This window comes from Stenotrophomonas sp. GD03777 (assembly GCF_029842485.1).
Lineage (GTDB): Bacteria > Pseudomonadota > Gammaproteobacteria > Xanthomonadales > Xanthomonadaceae > Stenotrophomonas > Stenotrophomonas sepilia.
Genome location: NZ_JAOCGL010000009.1, coordinates 24,807 through 40,067 on the forward strand (window position 1 = coordinate 24,807; position 15,261 = coordinate 40,067).

A 15,261-nucleotide genomic window follows, 5' to 3' on the forward strand; every position below is an offset into this window, starting at 1 on the left:
TGAATGGCGACAGGGCGCGCGGGCCGCGCACGGCTAACACGCGGAGGATCCGCGCGCCCCGTCAGAGAGATGGCCCGCCGGAGCGGGCCTGGGTGTGCGCCGTTGCCGCAGCCTTACGGCGTCGGGCGGTGCGTGGTGACGGCGCCGGAGCCGCGGATGGTGATCGTCGCCTTCCACACATCGTTGTCCTGGCTGGTCACCGCGAAGTTCTGCACGAAGCCGTCGAACTGCTTGGACAGCACGGTGTCCGGCGGGGTGATCTTTCCGGCAACGGCGGTCGGCTTGGCCACACCTTCGGTTTCCGACAGCGGCGCGGTCACCAGCCAATTCACGACGGCACCGGTCTCGTGCAGCTCTTCCAGCTTCTCGTGGTCGACGCTGTCGTAGATGATCTCGATGCTGGTGCTGCCGGTCTGCTTGCGGCCGGCGACGAACTGATCCCAGTCGTCGTCGTAGTCGGAGATATCGATCTCCGACGCCTGGCCATCGGGGAAGCCGACCGTACGCAGGCGGGTCACCTTGATGACCTCGGCCGCGGCGATGGCGACGAACAGCTGCGTGTGCTTCGACTTGATTACCTGTCCCATAGGGGTTTCCTTGTGTTGCGCCCGTCGCCGGGCATGAAAAAGGCCCCTTGCGGGGCCAGTGGGTTGCCGTTGTGTGGTTCAGCGCAGTTGCAGGAGCCTGGCGTCGAAGGAGATGCCAAAGGCGTCCGTGCCGTCGCTGCCAGGCGTCGGGTTGTAAGACTCGATGCTGCCCACGCGCTCGATCGCGTCGCGGATGGCGACGGCCGCGCCGTTGGCCTGCGTCATGGCTTTGCCCCACACGGTTAATCGGACTCGCCAGCCGTCGGCCGGCGGCGCATCGGACAGCATCGCGGTGGGCGATCCGCCGACCACCTCCCACGTCGCGTAGGGCAGTGCTGCATCCTGTGGCGCGGTTCCCGGCCACAACCGGATCGGGTCGCCCAGCACGTGCCGAACCGCTGCATCACCCTGCAGCAGGGACTGGATCAGGGGAACCATCATCGCCAGCCATCCTTCTTGAGCTGCTTGTCGAGCGCCGCCCAGGTTTCATTGATGATCACCTGCGCCGCCTCCGGCCCCTTGGCCTCGCCTGCCGGCGTGAGGAACGGCTCGGCCCTCATCTTCCTGGTGCCGAATTCCTTGAAGCGCCAGTAATAGGCCCAGCCCGCCTCCTCATAAACCTTCCCGACGCGGCCGCGGCGCCGGTTGCGCTTGGTGTTGGCGTACTTGCGCCGGCGACCGGTCTTAACCCCGACCGTGTAGTACTCGCCGCCCTGGCCTACACCTGCGCGCTGCCGGCTCTTGGTGTTGGCCCGGCGGGTGACGATCTGCGAGGCCATGAACCGCGATGCTCTCGGGGCGCGGCGGCGGGCGTCGTCACGGATGACGTTGCCACCTTTGCGCATACCGGCTTGCACGGCTCGCCCTTGAATCGCCTTGGGCGCCTCCCGCAGTGAGCGCAGGAGGCCGTCCAGGCCGTCGATCTTCACTTGCTCAGCCATCGGACACCCCGGCATCGACCATCAGCGTGATATGCCCGCGTGCTGTCGCATCTGGCAGCACCGCACGAATCGCGTACACCTGCCCGTCGAACACCACGCGCATGGTCGGCACTACCCCGGGCAGGTAAGGGATCTCGATGCGCGCAGTCACCTCTCCATGCTCGGCTGCGGCCGCGGTGAACTCCCGACCCGAGAGCGGAACCACCTCTGCCGGCACGTCAGCCCGCCATCTACGCCATTGCTTCACGTCCCCGCCGAGCGGATCACGCACCGGGCCGTAGTCCTGCAGCTCGATGCGATGCCGGTACTTGCCCGCCCGCCTCATGGCAGCACCCGCCGGTAGGGAAACATCAGCCGGTCCAGGGTTGGGTTCTCGGCCAACTGCGAGCCAGCCACCACCGCCTCGCGGTTGGCATACAGGTCACCCAGCAACAGCAGTACGGCCGCGCGCAACGGCCCCGGAAGCGGGCCAGGTGTCGTCGTGAACTTGACCGGATAGGCGCCTGGCTCGCTGTCGAGCGCCGCCGGCTCAATAGGCAGCGGAGAGCGGCCCTCGCCGACCGGGGTCCACTCATAGGTCGCTGCTGCCAACGCATACCCCGTGGTGCGCTCCACCGACTCACGCGCGGCGGTGATGAAGGCGCCGATCAGCGCGTCGTCGGCATCGTGGATAACTACCAGGTGCGCCTTCGCTTCGCTCAGCGACACGGGTTCCTCTGCCGCCGGGGTCAACGTGCGCAGCATGGGTCATTCCTCCGGCGTTGCCGACTTGATGGCATTGGGGTGGGGGTCGATCAGCCCGCCAAGGCGCAGCGCCTCAACGTGTGCCGCGTTGACCTGGATCACCTGGCCAACCTTCCCGAGGTGGTTGTTACTGAGCACCAGCGCCGGCACGGTTTCGCCCTCCGGCGGAGCCGGTTCTTTATCCGGTGGCGGCAGGTCGTTGTCCGCCTTCACGGTTTCGGGCCTCTGGCTGTCTCCGCCCTCGTCCGTCTCCGGCTCAACGGCGGCAGCCGCCGCGTCAGCCTCGGGGCTTTCGGCGTCCGCCTGCTCGCCCTGGCCAGCCGCTGCGTCCACTACCCCAGCGGGCCCTTCCTGCGCGTCGGCCGGACCGCTGGCCGCCTGCGCGGAGGTGTTCTTCTGCTTTGCCATGATCGTCTCCGAGGGACGCCCACGCTGGGGCGTCCCTCCGTTCTTGGGCCGAGGCGGTTAAGCCGCAGCGCCGTGCTTGAAGGTCTTCACCGCGCCGCCCACGTCGACCAGGTTGCCGCCGGAGCGCATCCAGGCCATGAAGCCCACCTGGCCCTTCTTCACGTAGGCCGAGTCGTTGAAGCGGAACAGGGTCACGGCCATCACGTCGCGGATCTTGTAGTAGCTGAAGTCGCCGAACGCGATCGAGGTGGCGCCCGCGGCCGGAGCCGGAGCGTGCTGGTTGATCTGGATATCGCGGTTCAGCAGACGATCCGGCGCACCGCCCGGATTGCCCTGCTCGTAACCCGGCACGAAGATCGGCCGGCCCTGGTCGTCCTTCACCTTGCGGATCAGCTTCAGCATGTCGTCGTGGAACATCCACTTGGCCAGCTGGCGATACGCCGGATCGACGCTGTGCTCCAGGTCGACCAGGTCGTCGTAGGTGACGATCGGCAGCGCCGAGACAGCGCCGATCTTGCCCACCGTCGCGGCAGTAAAGGCGCCCATCGGCTGCCCAACGCCGGTGCCGACGGAGTAGTGGCGGTTGGTGACGCGGCCCAGGCGGGTTTGCAAGCGCTTCTCGATGAAGCCGGCGATATCGGCCGTGCTGTCCTGCAGCAGCTCCCACGGCACGGTCACCACCTTGGAGCTGTACTTGTACACCTGCAGGCCCTTGGTGCCGAAGGCCACGTCCTGGTCGTTCGCCGACTGGTTTTCAGCGACCAGTTCGCCCTCTTCGGAGGTGCCATCGCTGGTCGGGTACTGCATCGGCTCGCCGCCGGCAGTGCTGAACACATCAGCCACCTGGCGCATGCCGCCGAATGCCTTCAGGGCATCCAGGATCTGCTCGGCCAGCGTAGTCGGAACGGTGTAGCCACCCTGCTCCGGGTTGACGGCCGGATTGCCCGACATGGCCGCGTTGACCTGCTTCCAGTCCTCGGCGCTCAGGGCGCTGTCACCGCCACGCGCCCAGCGGTCGAACAGGCGCTCCTCGTTGGAGAGGTCACGACCGCCGCGGTTGGCAGTGTCGTGCTCACGCACGCCCTGTTCGCGCAGCGCCTCGTCGGCCGTCAGGTCCATGACCTTCTGATGACGCTCGATCGCCGCGTCGATGCGCTCGATCTCGGCGATGTTGTTGTCGTACTTGGCCTGGTTCTCCGGCGTCCACTTGTTGCCGTCGCCGGTGCTGGTATCCAGCAGATTGCGGGTTTCCTTTGCCAGCGCGGTGCGGCGCTCCCGCTCGGCCTGAATGTTGAAGGGCATTGGTGATTTCCTCGTGTCGAGAAAAAACCGCCTTTCGGCGGTCAGGATGAACTGCGGGCGGGAGTCGCTTACGCAGCGGAGCGTTCCAGCAGCGCCAGACGGCGCGACAGGTTGGCCTTGTGGTCGGCGGCGGCGGCGCCGTCGTCGGGATCGGGGGTGCGGTTCGCCAGTGCGGCAGGCGCGTTGTCGTAGGCGGACAGGTCCCAGGTGTTGGATGCCTTCTTCTTGCCCACGATCTCCACCACCTCGTCTGCGAAGCCGTGTTCCTTGGCTTCGTCGGCCGTGAACCAGGTCTCTTCGTCCATCCACTGGACGATCTGCGCCTGATCCTTCCCAGTACGGCGGGTGTAGTCGCCGGCCAGGCCGGCATCGATCTTGGCCAGCAGTTCACCGGTCTTGGTCATGTCGGCCTTGTTGCCGACCGTGATGGTCCATGCGTTGTGGATCATGAACGCACCACCTTGGCTGATCTCGACCTTGTCGCACGCCATGCAGACCCCGGTCATAGCCGAGGCAGCCAAGCCATCGATGTGGGCGATGACAGTTGCCTTGTGCTGGGCGATGGCGGTCATCATCGATCGGGCCGCAAACACGTCACCGCCGGGCGAGTCGATGCGCAGATGGATCACGTCCGCGTCGATTCCGGCCATGGCCTGGGCAAACATCGTCTCGTCAATATCGCCCCACCACCCGCCGATGACGCCGTGCAGGTAGATGGTCCCCTCCTTACCTTCGGTCTCCGCCCGGATGGGCTTGGACTGGCCGGCGTTGTTCTTGGCCAGCTGCAGCAACTTAGGAATCGGCATCTTCAGGGTTCCTTTCAGGGTCGTCGCTGTCCGGCTTCGCCGGCGGCGCGGGATCTTTCGGTTGGTAGAGCTTGTCGCCGCCCTCAATGGGAGGCAGGTTCTTGAGGCGGCGGACCTCGTTGACGACCATCCAGCCTTGCGTACCGGGGCCACCCAGCGCCTTGCTGAAGTACTCGGCCTGGGTCTTCGAGTCGCCGGCCATGAACATGTCCACGTTGTGCTCAACGAAGTAGCGCGGCGTGCGGAACAGCTTGCGATTCAGCTCGTCCTTGATCCGCTTCAGGTGCGGCCCCAGGGTGTACTTCACGAAGCCGATGCCCATGCTCTCGATGCCGGTTCCCCAGCTGGTGGCCTTGCTGGTCTCGCCGATCATGTGGGGCGGCACACCGAATGCACGGGCCACGTCGATCACCTGCCACTGCCGGGACTCCAGCAGCTGCTGGTCGACCGCTGACATGGTCAGTTCGTGAATCTCCAGCCCCTCGGTCAGTACCAGCGGGATGCGACGGTTACCCTGCACCCCGCCGTACTTCTTGACCCAGGCATCGCGGAAGTCGTCCTGCTGCTCCTTGGTCATCTTGTTGGGCGTTCGGATGGCCACTTCGGGCTTGCCGCCCTCGCTGAAGAACTTGCCGGCGTGCTCGTCACCTTGGATGGCGATGCCGATGCCGTTCCGCGCGCCCCACTGGATCACCGACATGCCGTGCACGCCGTTGAAACCGAAGCCGGGGAAATGGAGCACGTCGTCCTGGTCGACGGTGAAGTACCCGTCCGCATCGTGGAACGTGTACTGCAGGCGTGTCGGCTCCCGTGGGCTGGCTTTCTCCTGCTTGAGGATCATCACCCTGTCGCGTGGCCAGGGGATCAACCCGGTCGCCACCCCGGCACGGTTGCGCGTCACGTACACCACGCCATCACCGCGCAGCAGCATCTGGCCGACGATGAATTCCCAGCCGGTGGCGCTCGACCAGCCGGAGGAGAACTGCTCGTTCAGCAGCCACCAGTAGTCATGCTCCGCCCGCTTGCGATGGCCGTCCACCCGCTCGAACACAGGCAGCGGCAGCTGGGCGATCGCGCCGGCCAGCAGCGAAACGGCAGCGAACACCGCCGAAACCCGCATCGCCGATTCCGGGCTGACCACCGCTCCGGAGGCCGTCGTCGGATTCCCGAACACCTCGAACATGCGCATGTCGGAGGACTGGATCACCTCGCCGTCGACCAGGTTGCTGATCGTCGGCTCGATACGGTCGCGGGCGTCGGCCCGCCGGTTCTTCTCGAATAGTCCGAACATCAGTCGATCACCACGAAGCCTTGTTGGGTTGTGCCGGTGTCCCGCGCCTGCATGGCGCGGCCCATGGCCATGATTAGCGCCACCGCGCCGTCGATCTTGCTTTCCATCTTTTCCTTGCGGGGATAGACGTGTTCCTTGGCATCCACGCGCGCCACTACGTTGCCCATCATCCAGGTCATGGCCGCGTTGCCGTCGTGCCACAGGCGCCGCGACAGGATGAGCGCCTCCACTTCTTTCATGGGCTCGGAGAGATTGCGCACCGACTGCGCCATCTCCACGGTCGGCAGCCCTTCCTGTTCAAGGCGCGTCATCAGGTACGCCGCTTGCGCCGGGTCAAAGGCAATGTCCCGCACGTCGACGCCCTGTGCCGCAAGCTCTTTCAGCTCCTCTTCGATGAACGCGTAGTCCGTCATGTTCCCGGGCGTGGACACGATCAGCTCGTCCAGCAGGAACTGCTGGTACTTCTCGTTTTCCTCCACGGCCGACTCCGGCACGTAGAACCGGGGAATGACGTAGTAGCTATCGCCCTTCTCGAACAGCAGCACCACAGCAGCCACGTCCAGCTTGGATGCCAGATCGACGCCCACCCAGCACGGACAGCCCGCAAAGTCCGACACCTCAAACCGTCGTTTCTGCCGCTGCCAGGCCAGCATGTTCATCCATGCCAGCTTGGCGCCGACCCAGTCATTCAGGTGCTTGGTACGGAACGCACTCTGCTTGCTGGCCGACCGCTTTGCCTTGGCGAGCTGGTCGAGCAGGAACTGCTCGAACACGGAAACGCCGTAGTTCGGGTTGGCCTTGCGCAGGCTCGCCGGATCGTCCCAGCGATCGCCCTCGTCAATGCAGTAGATTGCCGCGAACACAGTTTCGTCGGTCACCTCGCCGCGCAGGATGCGGATGGCATCGCCCCGCATCTCGAAGCATGGGCCGGAAAGGTTAGTGCCTGCCGTGGTGATGATCGACAGCAGGGGTTGCTCGCGCGCGCCCATGCCGGTTTCCATGGCGTCGACCATGTGGTCATCGTCATGTTCGTGGTACTCGTCCACCAGCGCCGCGTGCGGGCTAGAGCCGTCGCCGGGCTTGCCGATCATCGTCTCGAACTTGGACATGTCCTCCATGACGAACAGCGGCCCCGGGTTCTTCGGGTTGCCTGCCTGTTCGATACCGAAGCGGGCGCGCAGCGCCGGCAGTTTCTGGACCATCTGCCAGGCCGGGCGGAACACCTCGTACGCCTGTTTCTCGCTGGTAGCGCCCGAGTAGACCTCCGCGCCCGCCTCGCCGTCAGCGCAGAACAGGTACAGGCCACGGGCAGCCAGTCGCAAGGACTTACCGTTCTTGCGCGGGATTTCCTCATATGCACGGCGGAAGCGCCGGTGGGCGGTCTTCTTGTGAACCCAGCCGAACAGATTGCACTCGATGAAGTGCTGCCAGGGCTCCAGCACCAGCAGGCGCTTCTGCGCCGCCCACTTTCCTTTCGTGTGCGGCATCTTCTCCATGAACCGCACCGCGCGGTCCGCCTTCTCGGCGTCGTACTTGTAGGGCCAGTCGGCCCCCTTGCGCTTCAGGTCATCCAGGAACCGCTGGCACGCCAGACGGATGAACTCGCCGGCGGGGATCTTTCCTGACGTGACGCCCTTGGCGTATGCCTTGGCTGATTCGCTCGGCGTCATGGATCAGAACTCGTCGAATGGGTTGCCCTCCGGGGTCTTTTCGGTCCCCAGCTTCTGGCGGTCAGCCGGGGTCAGGCCCAGGCGCGCCAGGCAGCCGATCAGGTGGGTGTACTTGGCCGCGACGAAATCACCGGGTTTGGTGCGGAATTCGGAAAGCAGCGATGACGCCACCTCCATGATGAAACGGTCGGCGCTGGTCAGGACGCCCGGCAAGGCGCACTTCTCCAGCTCTTTCCAGACCACCGCGACCTCGGTCGGAAGATGTGCCGGCGCCTTGCCCAATGGCGAATTCGTCTTGGGCGCTTCGTTCCTGTAGCGCTGCGGATCCTTCTTGGTCGCGCCCTTCAGCTCGGCCAGTTCCCTCGGCTGTCGATGGCGAGCCATCGGACCTCCCATTTCTGAAATTCAAATTCTGCGGACGCGAGAAGAAAGGGGGGCGCGCGTATCGGGCGAGGAAGGCCCTCAACTTTGACCCTCCCCCCTCCCATTCTGTTCAGCTTTCGGTGGATAACTCGCCGCTCGTCCAGCTCCGCCGTGTGGGCGGGCATCCCTGCCGAACCCGCCGTTCTCCCGCGCCGTCTTGGCGCTATGGCACGGCCGGCACAGCGGCTGCAGGTTGCTGTCGGCGTTGTTGCTGTCGTCTCCGTCGATGTGGTCGACCTCGGTGGCCGGCCGCACCCTGCCCTGCCCAGCGCAGCATCTGCACAGCGGTTCACGAGCCAGCACCACCACACGAAGCCGGCGCCACAGCGAGCAGTTGGTGGGCAGGGCGCGGCGTGCCTGCCTCTTGCGGACCTGGGCGGTGGTCTCCTTGTAGGGGCGCCAGCCGGCCGCGCGGTGCTGGGGTGGCCGGGCTGGCATCAGTAAGGCTTCCCGTCCAGGTCGACTCGCTCCGGCTCGGCACCTTCGTCATGCACCGGCGTTCCGGCCTCCTCGCCCAGCAGCTGCGCCACGGCCTGCACCAGCAGGCCAATGTGCATCGCCAGCTCGGCGATCTGCTTGCCCTGCTGCTCGATGATCCCGACCAGTCGGTCGATACGGCTGTCGGCGCTGCTCTCAATCAGCCCCGCCAGGGCCGTGACAGCCGCAGCGCGCGCCACCTCTTCAATCCGTGCAGCGTCCATCACCAACCCTCGTCGTTCGCAGCACCAGGCCGCGGCGTATCCACCACTCGACCCGATCCCAGTCCGGTTCCATGCCCGTGGCCCGGGCAAACCACACCACGGCAGCCAGATACCACCGCAGCCACCAGCGCAAGCGGACCGATGCAGTCACTGTCGCGAGCATCAGAACTCCTCCACTTCCCAGCCACCGCCGTCGCGCTTGGGCCTGACCTTCACCGCAATGAAGCGGAACGGGTACATGGCCGCGGCAATCTTGATCTTGGCCCTGGCATCGTCCTGCCAGTGCCCCTTCACCTCGTGGCACTCCATGACGCCATCGGCAGCCATGACCGCAAAGTCCGGGGTGTAGAACGTGTTGTCGGCCAGGCGCAGCTTCATGCCCTCGAACCGGTGCCACTGGACCTCGCCCGCAGCCTGCAGCGCACGCAGCCGCGCGGCATACGCAGCCTCGGTCTTGTTCATCTCGCCGGTCCGCAGCCGGCCAAGCGCCAGCATGCGGCGCTCCACCCCGTTAGTTCGTCCCATCGACGAAGCACCTCGGAATCTGTCACCTGCATTGCTGAGGCGCTTGGACACGCCAGAAGTAGATGCCCGGCCAGCGCTTTCGCTGGCCGGGCCTGGCCTTAGTTCGTCAGCACGATCAGCTGGAACTTGGCATTCACGCCCCACGAGCCGCCACCGCCCCCCGAAGCGCCCAGGCTCAGGCTGAAGCTGCTGCCACCACCAAAGGACGAGCCGCCGGAGAACTGGATTCCCATGCCACCGCCGAACTCCTGTCGGACGCTTCCGGACCAACCACCGCCGAAGTCATACGTGATGCCGGCACTTGCAGGGGAGATGTCGATCGCGGTGTTCTTGAACTGGACCTTGGCGGAGCCAGACAGCTTGCCGTTGCTGTCGAAGGTGCCGGTCAGTCGGGCCTCTTCGTTACCCACGCCGTAGCCGACCGTACCAGTGACGCGTTCGTTCTGGTACTTCAGATTCAGGAACGAGTCGTTCTCGCCCACCTTGACCTGCGCATTGCCCGTCTTTACCTCACCGCTGACGGCGGTGCCGTCGATGTTGCCGGTGAAGCTCGCACCCACGGGGCGCCCATTTTCGTTCACGACGCTGCCGCTGACCTGCCAGCCACTATCGTCCATCGGCTGATCGATCGTGCCACCGCCTGCGCGCTGCATCATGTAGTCGTCCTTGTGTTCGTTCTTGCTCATTGAATTGCTCCTTAGTTGTTGCCTTTGCGGCGGTAGTCGGTGCAACGGCCTATCCGAGGCACCAAAACGGCAGAGGGCCGCTCAAGGCGGCCCTCAGATAAAAGTTGACTCCAGATTTCGGTCAGTGCTGATCGCGATCCACCCGGATCACTGCTTGGCATGCTCGGAGCTGGTCGTCGGCGTCGGTGACGATCTGAACAGCAGCTCCGACAACCTCTGGACGTAATTCGGCTCGCGCATCACGTTCGGCGGCGCCGGCGGCAGCTTCGGACAGGCGAGCGGTGTGGCAGGTGGCGAGGTCGTCGCGCAACTGGAGACGCCCAGCGCGCAGGTCAGCCACAACAGCAGCGGGGACGGTCGCGGCCGCAGTGCGGTCTTCTTCATGCTTAGCTCCAATGTCGGCCAGCTGCAGAGCCTTGCTCTGCTCGGTGGCACGGGTCTGGTTCACCTGGTCGGCGACTGCCGATGCGCCGGCGGCGCGCAGGGTGGCGTCGCTGGCATCGGCCCGGTCGCCACGCCAGGCCCAGCCAGCACCGAACATTGCACCTGACCACAGAACGAAGGCAGCAACCGCGATGGTGATCCGGTTCATTCGGACCCTCCTGCCCTGATGGTGTCGCTGTCCGGGTCAAACGGCGGCGGCTCCAGGCCGGCCGCGCGCATCAACCCTTCCAGCCGGTAAATGTGGCGGATCAGGCAAAGCTCCCTGGCCTCCATGCGACCAACCCGTTCGCCCAGCCGGGTCACTTCCTCGCGCATCAGCTGGATCACGTTGACCTCGGCCCCTTCTCTGGCTGTCTCTACGAACTGCTTGCGCCACCACAGCGCCACACCGCCAGCCCCAACCATCAGGCCGCCGACGGCGGTGCCGATTGCCTGCCAATCCACGTCGACCCCGATCATGGCGCCACCGTCCCGCCGGCCTTGCGGTAAACCGCCAACAGGTCGGCAAGCTTGTGTTCGTGCTGGCCGTAGCCCGCGCCGGGCAGGCTCGCCCAGATCTTGCGGACGGCCTTGATGGCGTCCTCGATCTTGCCCGCCTGGATCAGCGGCAGCGCGCGGCGCTCCCGGATTTGCTGCAACGCAATCAGGTCCTGGCTCAGAGGCGAGAAGTCCTTCAGGCCGAGCGTCTTTTTGTAAGCGTCGTAGTAGCGGCGCAGCAGCTGGTAGCGGCCGGCTGCGGTCGACTGGATCTTGAGCTTCGGCAGGTCCACCAGCACGCGCGGATGGTCGGCGTAGCTCTTGAACAATTGCCCGCCAACGATCACGTCATAGCCGCGGTCCTTGGTGGGCTGCTTACCGTTGTCCGTACCTTCGGACCAGGCAAGCATGTCGAGGAAGGCCACGACGTTCACGCCGCCAGCCTCTTGGCGAGTGATCTCAGCCATTGAGAATGTCCTTAAGTTCAGTAATTGGCGGGGATTTGCGCATAATCAGCGGACAAACCAGCCAGGGGGGCATATGAATCAATCGCCGGAAGCCCGATACACCGAGCAACTTACGCAGCGCCGTTTAGGGGCGTTGGAAAAGGGCCTTGAAAGCCTGCAGAACCACCAACGCACCGCCGAGTCGGAGAAGGAGACCGAGGCGCTCAACAAGCTGATGGACAAGGAACGATCAGCCAATGAGGCTTACACCAAGCTGATCGTAGCGGCGGGCTACGCCGGCTTCTTAACCTTCTGGGGTAAGTCTGCTCAGGTGATACCCCAGCCACACCACGCGTGGATCGGCACGCTTTTCCTACTGTCCTTGCTCTGCTACATCGGCTATGAGGTCTACATGTCGGTACGGAGGGGATTCGCAGTTCAACTAGCGAATCAACGCCTAAATAGAGACCCCTCGCCTGCGGGCGTAGCTCAGTTCAAGGCTTCGATAACGGACTTCAATCGCCGCGCACACAGGACGTGGCTGTTCATCCTCGTACCAACCGTCGCACTCGGATTCGGATCCGGCCTGTGGCTTATCGGATGGTACATCTACAGCACTTGGGCGAGTCATTGATCCCAGGGCCCAACTCCAGAAAAAGAAGCCCCGGCTTGGCCGGGGCTTGCGTCTGGATGCTGGGAAGATTGCACCCGTTTCCGATGACCTAGGAAGTCATCGCTATGCAGCCTTGGAAAGAGCCCTATTGAACTTCCTTGCAGCGCGCGCCTCGGCAGCACGGAAGCTGCACAGCATCCACTCGTACACCGGGCGCCAGAACCGGCTGTATGCCGACCAGTCGGCCCCGATCGCGGCGGCGCGCTTACGACCGCTCAGCGGCTCATACCCGCTACCACCGCACTCGACGCAGTTCACTACACCTGCTACGCGCTGGCCCCGCAGAAACCTCTTGCCATCGCAGTGCGCGCACTGGCGCGCGCCGGCCATTTCAGCGATCACCGCCCCGGCCAGTACTCCCAACTGTTCCATCGTGTTGTTCGGCCAGGCCGCAGCGCGCGCGTCGTCCAGAGCCTTTTCCGTACGGAGCAGCTCGCGCCGCTGTGCCTCCGTAATCGACCCGCCGCACCAGCCCATGCTGGCCTTGGCGATGCCGTAGTCAGTACGGGCGTCGGCAAGAGCGTGCATCTGGCGGGTGAACTCGGGCGCGACCAGGGAGATGACCGCCTGGCGCAGCTGTTCGCGTCTCCGCTGACCACTCTCCGGCCACCACAGCGCCTCCAGCAGTTCGCGACCAAGACCAGCCGGGACGTACGCCAAGGCGGCCAAGATTTCCTCAGTGCTCGGTCCGCTGATGCTTCCGTCGAAGCTCAGTGTCCTCGGCCCCGTCCGGCTCGACAGCAGTTCGCGTGCCTCGTTCATTCCCATGCGCCTTCCCCTTGGTGGTTTGCTCGTGCAGCGCGTGATCGCGCTTGGTTGTCTTCTATTGCGGCACCTGTCACGCCGCACGGTCCCAGCTGGCCGACAGGCGCTGCACCTGCCCTCCGCGTTCCTCGAACTGCTCCACCGTCTCAACCGGGCCATCGGCGAGCACACGTGCCTTGACTCGCTTGGGCCGGGACACCGTGTTGTGGTCCATCCGCCGATCGCGGGGCGCACGCTGGGGGTTGATCTTCGGCGCCATGGCCTTCGTCTTCTTCATGCTGCCGCCCTCAGTTCGTTGATGTAGGTCTGCTGTGCGATCAAGTCGTCGTCGGATCCGAACGCCTCGTGGAATCTCTTGGACCAGTGCAGCGGTGGGCCCCAGCGGGCCACCATTTGCTTCTGCGTCATGTGTTCGGTTCGGTAGCGCTGGTGATGCCACTGGCACAACGCGTAGCCGAAGAAATGGCCGCGCCGGATGTTTCCCGACTTGGCGTGGTTGTATTCGCAGCCGTAGATCACGTGCTTCTTCGCCATCAGTCCCTGCGCGTAGCGAACGAGGCATGCCATGCACGGCCCGGTCTTCGCCAGTTCGATGCGTGCTGCCTCCGCCTCGGTCGGCGGCGGTGCGTTCGACCACATCAGCGCAGCTCCGGGATTGGGCCCGCATAGCGGGTGATCGGGATCCGCCGCATGCCGTCGCGCCAGACAGTCATCCCGCGCGTCGCGTAGACCACCAGCGGCTTGATCCCGTAGCCGTAGGCCAGATACCAGCCCGCCTCGGCCACCGGCTCGCTCACAGGGCGCACTTCGACGTTGAAGTGATCGGGGCTCATGCGGCTTTGCCCTCCAGCAGCGCCACGATGTCGGCCAGGTGCGCACGGGTCCGGTCGTCCGCTGTCGGCGATGCCTCAACCGTTCCGGCCAGCAGCGCCACCGGGTCGAAGGCCGGGGTGGCGGGCGGAAGGGCCAAGTACTCCTCCACCTGCTCCTTCATGAGCTGGCCAGCGGCCACCGCCTCTCGCAGGACGCTATCCCGACCGGAAACGTCGCCGCCAAGGGACAGCTGATAGGTGGCGACCCGGTGCGCAGCGCGCGCTTCCTTCACCAGCCGCGTGTAGACCTCCAGGAATGCCGGCCGGGCAGCGATCTTGTCGCCCGCCTGCACCAGCGGCAGCGCCGCCGCCCACGCATCGCGGGTCTGCTCAGTCCACACCACGGTCGCACCTTCGTCGGCGGCGCGGATCGCGTTGGCCCAAGCCTCATTCGGTGCCGGGTGGCCGTCCTCGATGCGTTCAAGGATCGCCGCCAGCGAAAGCCGCGCCTTCAGCTCCCGGCGGCACGACGCCAGCGCGCGCTCCAGCATCGGCAGCGGGTACTGCGCCAGATCCGAAACCATGTAGGCGGCTGCGTTCGGGCTGAGCTGGTCGCCAATCACCTCGGCGGTGGCCACCAGCAGATCGACCAGCCGATCCTGCTCCTGATTACCCAGCATGTGCCGCCCTCCGCTGTGCCAGCAGAGCCTTGGCCGCGTCGGCGGCGCCGAGGTTGGTCTGCGTCTTGTCGGTCTGCCGCGCGGCCTCTTCGGTGACCTGACGGCCGGTGGCCCACTGCGTGCGGTATGCCTCGCACTTCGCCAGCAGCGCGCCCAGGTCGTGCATGTTCTGCACCACGTAGCGCTCGTTGACGGTCAGGAACCACGCGGCCACCAGCGGGGCCTCGCCGTGGCCGAGCCGCTGCACGATCTGCCGGACGTTGCTGTTCACCTTGGCGTTGCGCACCGGTGCCACACCGTGGCGGTCACGGTAGGCACTGGCGTAGGCCGCCCAGGTGGCACGGCACGCGGCCTGCAGGTCGGTTTCGGAATCCACCGCCAGCGGCGCGGCCGGCAGGCCCGCCGGAAATGACGGTTCTCCTGACGGTTCATTGAGGGTTATATGACGGTTAGGCGGCACGGGGCGCACCCCTAGACCTGCGCCCGGTGCATCCCCCCCTGCATGGGGCGCATCCCCTCGTGCAGCGAGCGCACCCCCTGCATGGGGCGCAGCCCCTGCGCCCGGTGCAGTACCGGCTTTTCCTGACTTGCGGCCAGCCTTCGACGGCGCAGCGGCCTTGTCGAAGTTGGCCGGGGTGACCTTATAGACCGTGCTGCTGTTGAACCGGCGGTCACGGGTCAGCAGGCCGACGGCCTCCAGATGATCCATTGCCGTACGCACAGCGCGCGCCGACATGCAGCAGCGCGCGGCGATGGTGCCCACCGCCGGCCAGCACACGCCGTCGTCGTTCGCCTGATCAGCCAGCGAGATCAACACAGCCTTCTGCGTGACGCTCAGGCCCTGCAGCGGCCAGCACTGCGACATGATGATGGTCGACAT

At 65.4% G+C, this 15,261-nt stretch carries 25 protein-coding genes; 1 reads left to right on the top strand and 24 read right to left on the bottom strand.

Features of this window, described 5'->3' with window-relative positions; all coding sequences use genetic code 11:
* Positions 1–113 precede the first annotated feature (113 nt).
* The 18 genes from N5E02_RS03945 to N5E02_RS04030 all read right to left on the bottom strand — a co-directional run bounded on the left by N5E02_RS03945 (position 114) and on the right by N5E02_RS04030 (position 11,472).
* Positions 114–587, bottom strand: a complete 474-nt coding sequence (locus tag N5E02_RS03945) for a phage tail tube protein (protein ID WP_049450663.1) — start codon at positions 585–587, stop codon at positions 114–116.
* A gap of 78 nt (positions 588–665) precedes the next feature.
* Positions 666–1,028 (bottom strand): DUF3168 domain-containing protein, encoded by a 363-nt coding sequence (locus N5E02_RS03950; protein WP_111008120.1) that lies wholly within the window; start codon positions 1,026–1,028, stop codon positions 666–668.
* Positions 1,025–1,528: an HK97-gp10 family putative phage morphogenesis protein gene (locus tag N5E02_RS03955; protein ID WP_279945857.1), complete on the bottom strand. Its 504-nt coding sequence runs from the start codon at positions 1,526–1,528 to the stop codon at positions 1,025–1,027. The genes N5E02_RS03950 and N5E02_RS03955 overlap by 4 nt, the downstream gene beginning before the upstream one ends.
* A complete protein-coding gene (locus N5E02_RS03960) occupies positions 1,521–1,853 on the bottom strand; it encodes a phage head closure protein (RefSeq protein WP_111008122.1) in 333 nt (110 codons plus the stop codon). The genes N5E02_RS03955 and N5E02_RS03960 overlap by 8 nt, the downstream gene beginning before the upstream one ends.
* Positions 1,850–2,272, bottom strand: a complete 423-nt coding sequence (locus tag N5E02_RS03965) for a head-tail connector protein (protein ID WP_049450655.1) — start codon at positions 2,270–2,272, stop codon at positions 1,850–1,852. The genes N5E02_RS03960 and N5E02_RS03965 overlap by 4 nt, the downstream gene beginning before the upstream one ends.
* Before the next feature lie 3 nt (positions 2,273–2,275).
* Positions 2,276–2,680: a hypothetical protein gene (locus tag N5E02_RS03970; RefSeq protein ID WP_111008123.1), complete on the bottom strand. Its 405-nt coding sequence runs from the start codon at positions 2,678–2,680 to the stop codon at positions 2,276–2,278.
* Positions 2,681–2,737: 57 nt separating this feature from the next.
* Positions 2,738–3,982 (bottom strand): phage major capsid protein, encoded by a 1,245-nt coding sequence (locus N5E02_RS03975; RefSeq protein WP_099605632.1) that lies wholly within the window; start codon positions 3,980–3,982, stop codon positions 2,738–2,740.
* A gap of 68 nt (positions 3,983–4,050) precedes the next feature.
* Positions 4,051–4,773: a head maturation protease, ClpP-related gene (locus N5E02_RS03980; RefSeq protein ID WP_279945859.1), complete on the bottom strand. Its 723-nt coding sequence runs from the start codon at positions 4,771–4,773 to the stop codon at positions 4,051–4,053.
* A 1-nt stretch (position 4,774) separates the two neighbouring features.
* Positions 4,775–6,079, bottom strand: a complete 1,305-nt coding sequence (locus tag N5E02_RS03985; RefSeq protein ID WP_279945860.1) for a phage portal protein — start codon at positions 6,077–6,079, stop codon at positions 4,775–4,777.
* A complete protein-coding gene (locus tag N5E02_RS03990) occupies positions 6,079–7,749 on the bottom strand; it encodes a terminase TerL endonuclease subunit (RefSeq protein ID WP_279945861.1) in 1,671 nt (556 codons plus the stop codon). Before N5E02_RS03990 ends, N5E02_RS03985 begins: the two co-directional genes overlap by 1 nt.
* Positions 7,750–7,752: 3 nt before the next feature.
* On the bottom strand, positions 7,753–8,133 hold the full coding sequence (locus N5E02_RS03995) for a hypothetical protein (RefSeq protein ID WP_279945862.1): 381 nt from the start codon (positions 8,131–8,133) through the stop codon (positions 7,753–7,755).
* 78 nt (positions 8,134–8,211) lie between these two features.
* Positions 8,212–8,610: an HNH endonuclease signature motif containing protein gene (locus N5E02_RS04000; protein ID WP_279945863.1), complete on the bottom strand. Its 399-nt coding sequence runs from the start codon at positions 8,608–8,610 to the stop codon at positions 8,212–8,214.
* Positions 8,610–8,873, bottom strand: a complete 264-nt coding sequence (locus N5E02_RS04005; protein ID WP_279945864.1) for a hypothetical protein — start codon at positions 8,871–8,873, stop codon at positions 8,610–8,612. Before N5E02_RS04005 ends, N5E02_RS04000 begins: the two co-directional genes overlap by 1 nt.
* 162 nt (positions 8,874–9,035) lie before the next feature.
* Positions 9,036–9,398 carry a DUF1064 domain-containing protein gene (locus N5E02_RS04010; RefSeq protein WP_279945865.1) on the bottom strand — a complete coding sequence of 121 codons (363 nt, stop codon included), beginning with the start codon at positions 9,396–9,398 and terminating at the stop codon, positions 9,036–9,038.
* Positions 9,399–9,496: 98 nt separating this feature from the next.
* Positions 9,497–10,084: a hypothetical protein gene (locus tag N5E02_RS04015; protein WP_053497189.1), complete on the bottom strand. Its 588-nt coding sequence runs from the start codon at positions 10,082–10,084 to the stop codon at positions 9,497–9,499.
* A gap of 121 nt (positions 10,085–10,205) precedes the next feature.
* Positions 10,206–10,676 carry a lysis system i-spanin subunit Rz gene (locus N5E02_RS04020; RefSeq protein ID WP_053497188.1) on the bottom strand — a complete coding sequence of 157 codons (471 nt, stop codon included), beginning with the start codon at positions 10,674–10,676 and terminating at the stop codon, positions 10,206–10,208.
* On the bottom strand, positions 10,673–10,987 hold the full coding sequence (locus N5E02_RS04025; RefSeq protein ID WP_279945866.1) for a hypothetical protein: 315 nt from the start codon (positions 10,985–10,987) through the stop codon (positions 10,673–10,675). The genes N5E02_RS04020 and N5E02_RS04025 overlap by 4 nt, the downstream gene beginning before the upstream one ends.
* Positions 10,984–11,472 carry a glycoside hydrolase family 104 protein gene (locus N5E02_RS04030; protein WP_279945867.1) on the bottom strand — a complete coding sequence of 163 codons (489 nt, stop codon included), beginning with the start codon at positions 11,470–11,472 and terminating at the stop codon, positions 10,984–10,986. Before N5E02_RS04030 ends, N5E02_RS04025 begins: the two co-directional genes overlap by 4 nt.
* A 73-nt stretch (positions 11,473–11,545) precedes the next feature.
* Here N5E02_RS04030 and N5E02_RS04035 point away from each other — a divergent pair, with 73 nt between their 5' ends.
* Positions 11,546–12,085 (top strand): hypothetical protein, encoded by a 540-nt coding sequence (locus tag N5E02_RS04035; RefSeq protein WP_164283391.1) that lies wholly within the window; start codon positions 11,546–11,548, stop codon positions 12,083–12,085.
* Between the two features lie 102 nt (positions 12,086–12,187).
* On the opposite strand, the gene N5E02_RS04040 is transcribed toward N5E02_RS04035, so the two are convergent.
* From N5E02_RS04040 to N5E02_RS04065, 6 genes are all read right to left on the bottom strand, one after another.
* Positions 12,188–12,886 (bottom strand): hypothetical protein, encoded by a 699-nt coding sequence (locus N5E02_RS04040; protein WP_279945868.1) that lies wholly within the window; start codon positions 12,884–12,886, stop codon positions 12,188–12,190.
* Between the two features lie 76 nt (positions 12,887–12,962).
* Entirely contained in the window at positions 12,963–13,166 is a 204-nt protein-coding gene (locus N5E02_RS04045) for a hypothetical protein (protein ID WP_279945869.1), read from the bottom strand.
* Positions 13,163–13,528, bottom strand: coding sequence for a Ref family protein (locus tag N5E02_RS04050; RefSeq protein WP_262091485.1), 366 nt, complete (start codon positions 13,526–13,528; stop codon positions 13,163–13,165). The genes N5E02_RS04045 and N5E02_RS04050 overlap by 4 nt, the downstream gene beginning before the upstream one ends.
* Positions 13,528–13,722 carry a hypothetical protein gene (locus N5E02_RS04055; RefSeq protein ID WP_005418745.1) on the bottom strand — a complete coding sequence of 65 codons (195 nt, stop codon included), beginning with the start codon at positions 13,720–13,722 and terminating at the stop codon, positions 13,528–13,530. The genes N5E02_RS04050 and N5E02_RS04055 overlap by 1 nt, the downstream gene beginning before the upstream one ends.
* Positions 13,719–14,381, bottom strand: coding sequence for a hypothetical protein (locus N5E02_RS04060; RefSeq protein WP_279945870.1), 663 nt, complete (start codon positions 14,379–14,381; stop codon positions 13,719–13,721). Before N5E02_RS04060 ends, N5E02_RS04055 begins: the two co-directional genes overlap by 4 nt.
* Positions 14,371–15,261 carry a helix-turn-helix domain-containing protein gene (locus N5E02_RS04065; protein ID WP_279945871.1) on the bottom strand — a complete coding sequence of 297 codons (891 nt, stop codon included), beginning with the start codon at positions 15,259–15,261 and terminating at the stop codon, positions 14,371–14,373. Before N5E02_RS04065 ends, N5E02_RS04060 begins: the two co-directional genes overlap by 11 nt.

What these genes read in the sequence shown, in the direction of transcription:
- N5E02_RS03945 (WP_049450663.1), bottom strand. Translation starts at nt 587, where the DNA reads ATGGGACAGGTAATCAAGTCGAAGCACACGCAGCTGTTCGTCGCCATC.
- N5E02_RS03950 (WP_111008120.1), bottom strand. Translation starts at nt 1,028, where the DNA reads ATGATGGTTCCCCTGATCCAGTCCCTGCTGCAGGGTGATGCAGCGGTT.
- N5E02_RS03955 (WP_279945857.1), bottom strand. Translation starts at nt 1,528, where the DNA reads ATGGCTGAGCAAGTGAAGATCGACGGCCTGGACGGCCTCCTGCGCTCA.
- N5E02_RS03960 (WP_111008122.1), bottom strand. Translation starts at nt 1,853, where the DNA reads ATGAGGCGGGCGGGCAAGTACCGGCATCGCATCGAGCTGCAGGACTAC.
- N5E02_RS03965 (WP_049450655.1), bottom strand. Translation starts at nt 2,272, where the DNA reads ATGCTGCGCACGTTGACCCCGGCGGCAGAGGAACCCGTGTCGCTGAGC.
- N5E02_RS03970 (WP_111008123.1), bottom strand. Translation starts at nt 2,680, where the DNA reads ATGGCAAAGCAGAAGAACACCTCCGCGCAGGCGGCCAGCGGTCCGGCC.
- N5E02_RS03975 (WP_099605632.1), bottom strand. Translation starts at nt 3,982, where the DNA reads ATGCCCTTCAACATTCAGGCCGAGCGGGAGCGCCGCACCGCGCTGGCA.
- N5E02_RS03985 (WP_279945860.1), bottom strand. Translation starts at nt 6,079, where the DNA reads ATGTTCGGACTATTCGAGAAGAACCGGCGGGCCGACGCCCGCGACCGT.
- N5E02_RS03990 (WP_279945861.1), bottom strand. Translation starts at nt 7,749, where the DNA reads ATGACGCCGAGCGAATCAGCCAAGGCATACGCCAAGGGCGTCACGTCA.
- N5E02_RS03995 (WP_279945862.1), bottom strand. Translation starts at nt 8,133, where the DNA reads ATGGCTCGCCATCGACAGCCGAGGGAACTGGCCGAGCTGAAGGGCGCG.
- N5E02_RS04000 (WP_279945863.1), bottom strand. Translation starts at nt 8,610, where the DNA reads ATGCCAGCCCGGCCACCCCAGCACCGCGCGGCCGGCTGGCGCCCCTAC.
- N5E02_RS04005 (WP_279945864.1), bottom strand. Translation starts at nt 8,873, where the DNA reads ATGGACGCTGCACGGATTGAAGAGGTGGCGCGCGCTGCGGCTGTCACG.
- N5E02_RS04010 (WP_279945865.1), bottom strand. Translation starts at nt 9,398, where the DNA reads ATGGGACGAACTAACGGGGTGGAGCGCCGCATGCTGGCGCTTGGCCGG.
- N5E02_RS04015 (WP_053497189.1), bottom strand. Translation starts at nt 10,084, where the DNA reads ATGAGCAAGAACGAACACAAGGACGACTACATGATGCAGCGCGCAGGC.
- N5E02_RS04020 (WP_053497188.1), bottom strand. Translation starts at nt 10,676, where the DNA reads ATGAACCGGATCACCATCGCGGTTGCTGCCTTCGTTCTGTGGTCAGGT.
- N5E02_RS04025 (WP_279945866.1), bottom strand. Translation starts at nt 10,987, where the DNA reads ATGATCGGGGTCGACGTGGATTGGCAGGCAATCGGCACCGCCGTCGGC.
- N5E02_RS04030 (WP_279945867.1), bottom strand. Translation starts at nt 11,472, where the DNA reads ATGGCTGAGATCACTCGCCAAGAGGCTGGCGGCGTGAACGTCGTGGCC.
- N5E02_RS04035 (WP_164283391.1), top strand. Translation starts at nt 11,546, where the DNA reads ATGAATCAATCGCCGGAAGCCCGATACACCGAGCAACTTACGCAGCGC.
- N5E02_RS04040 (WP_279945868.1), bottom strand. Translation starts at nt 12,886, where the DNA reads ATGAACGAGGCACGCGAACTGCTGTCGAGCCGGACGGGGCCGAGGACA.
- N5E02_RS04045 (WP_279945869.1), bottom strand. Translation starts at nt 13,166, where the DNA reads ATGAAGAAGACGAAGGCCATGGCGCCGAAGATCAACCCCCAGCGTGCG.
- N5E02_RS04050 (WP_262091485.1), bottom strand. Translation starts at nt 13,528, where the DNA reads ATGTGGTCGAACGCACCGCCGCCGACCGAGGCGGAGGCAGCACGCATC.
- N5E02_RS04055 (WP_005418745.1), bottom strand. Translation starts at nt 13,722, where the DNA reads ATGAGCCCCGATCACTTCAACGTCGAAGTGCGCCCTGTGAGCGAGCCG.
- N5E02_RS04060 (WP_279945870.1), bottom strand. Translation starts at nt 14,381, where the DNA reads ATGCTGGGTAATCAGGAGCAGGATCGGCTGGTCGATCTGCTGGTGGCC.
- N5E02_RS04065 (WP_279945871.1), bottom strand. Translation starts at nt 15,261, where the DNA reads ATGTCGACCATCATCATGTCGCAGTGCTGGCCGCTGCAGGGCCTGAGC.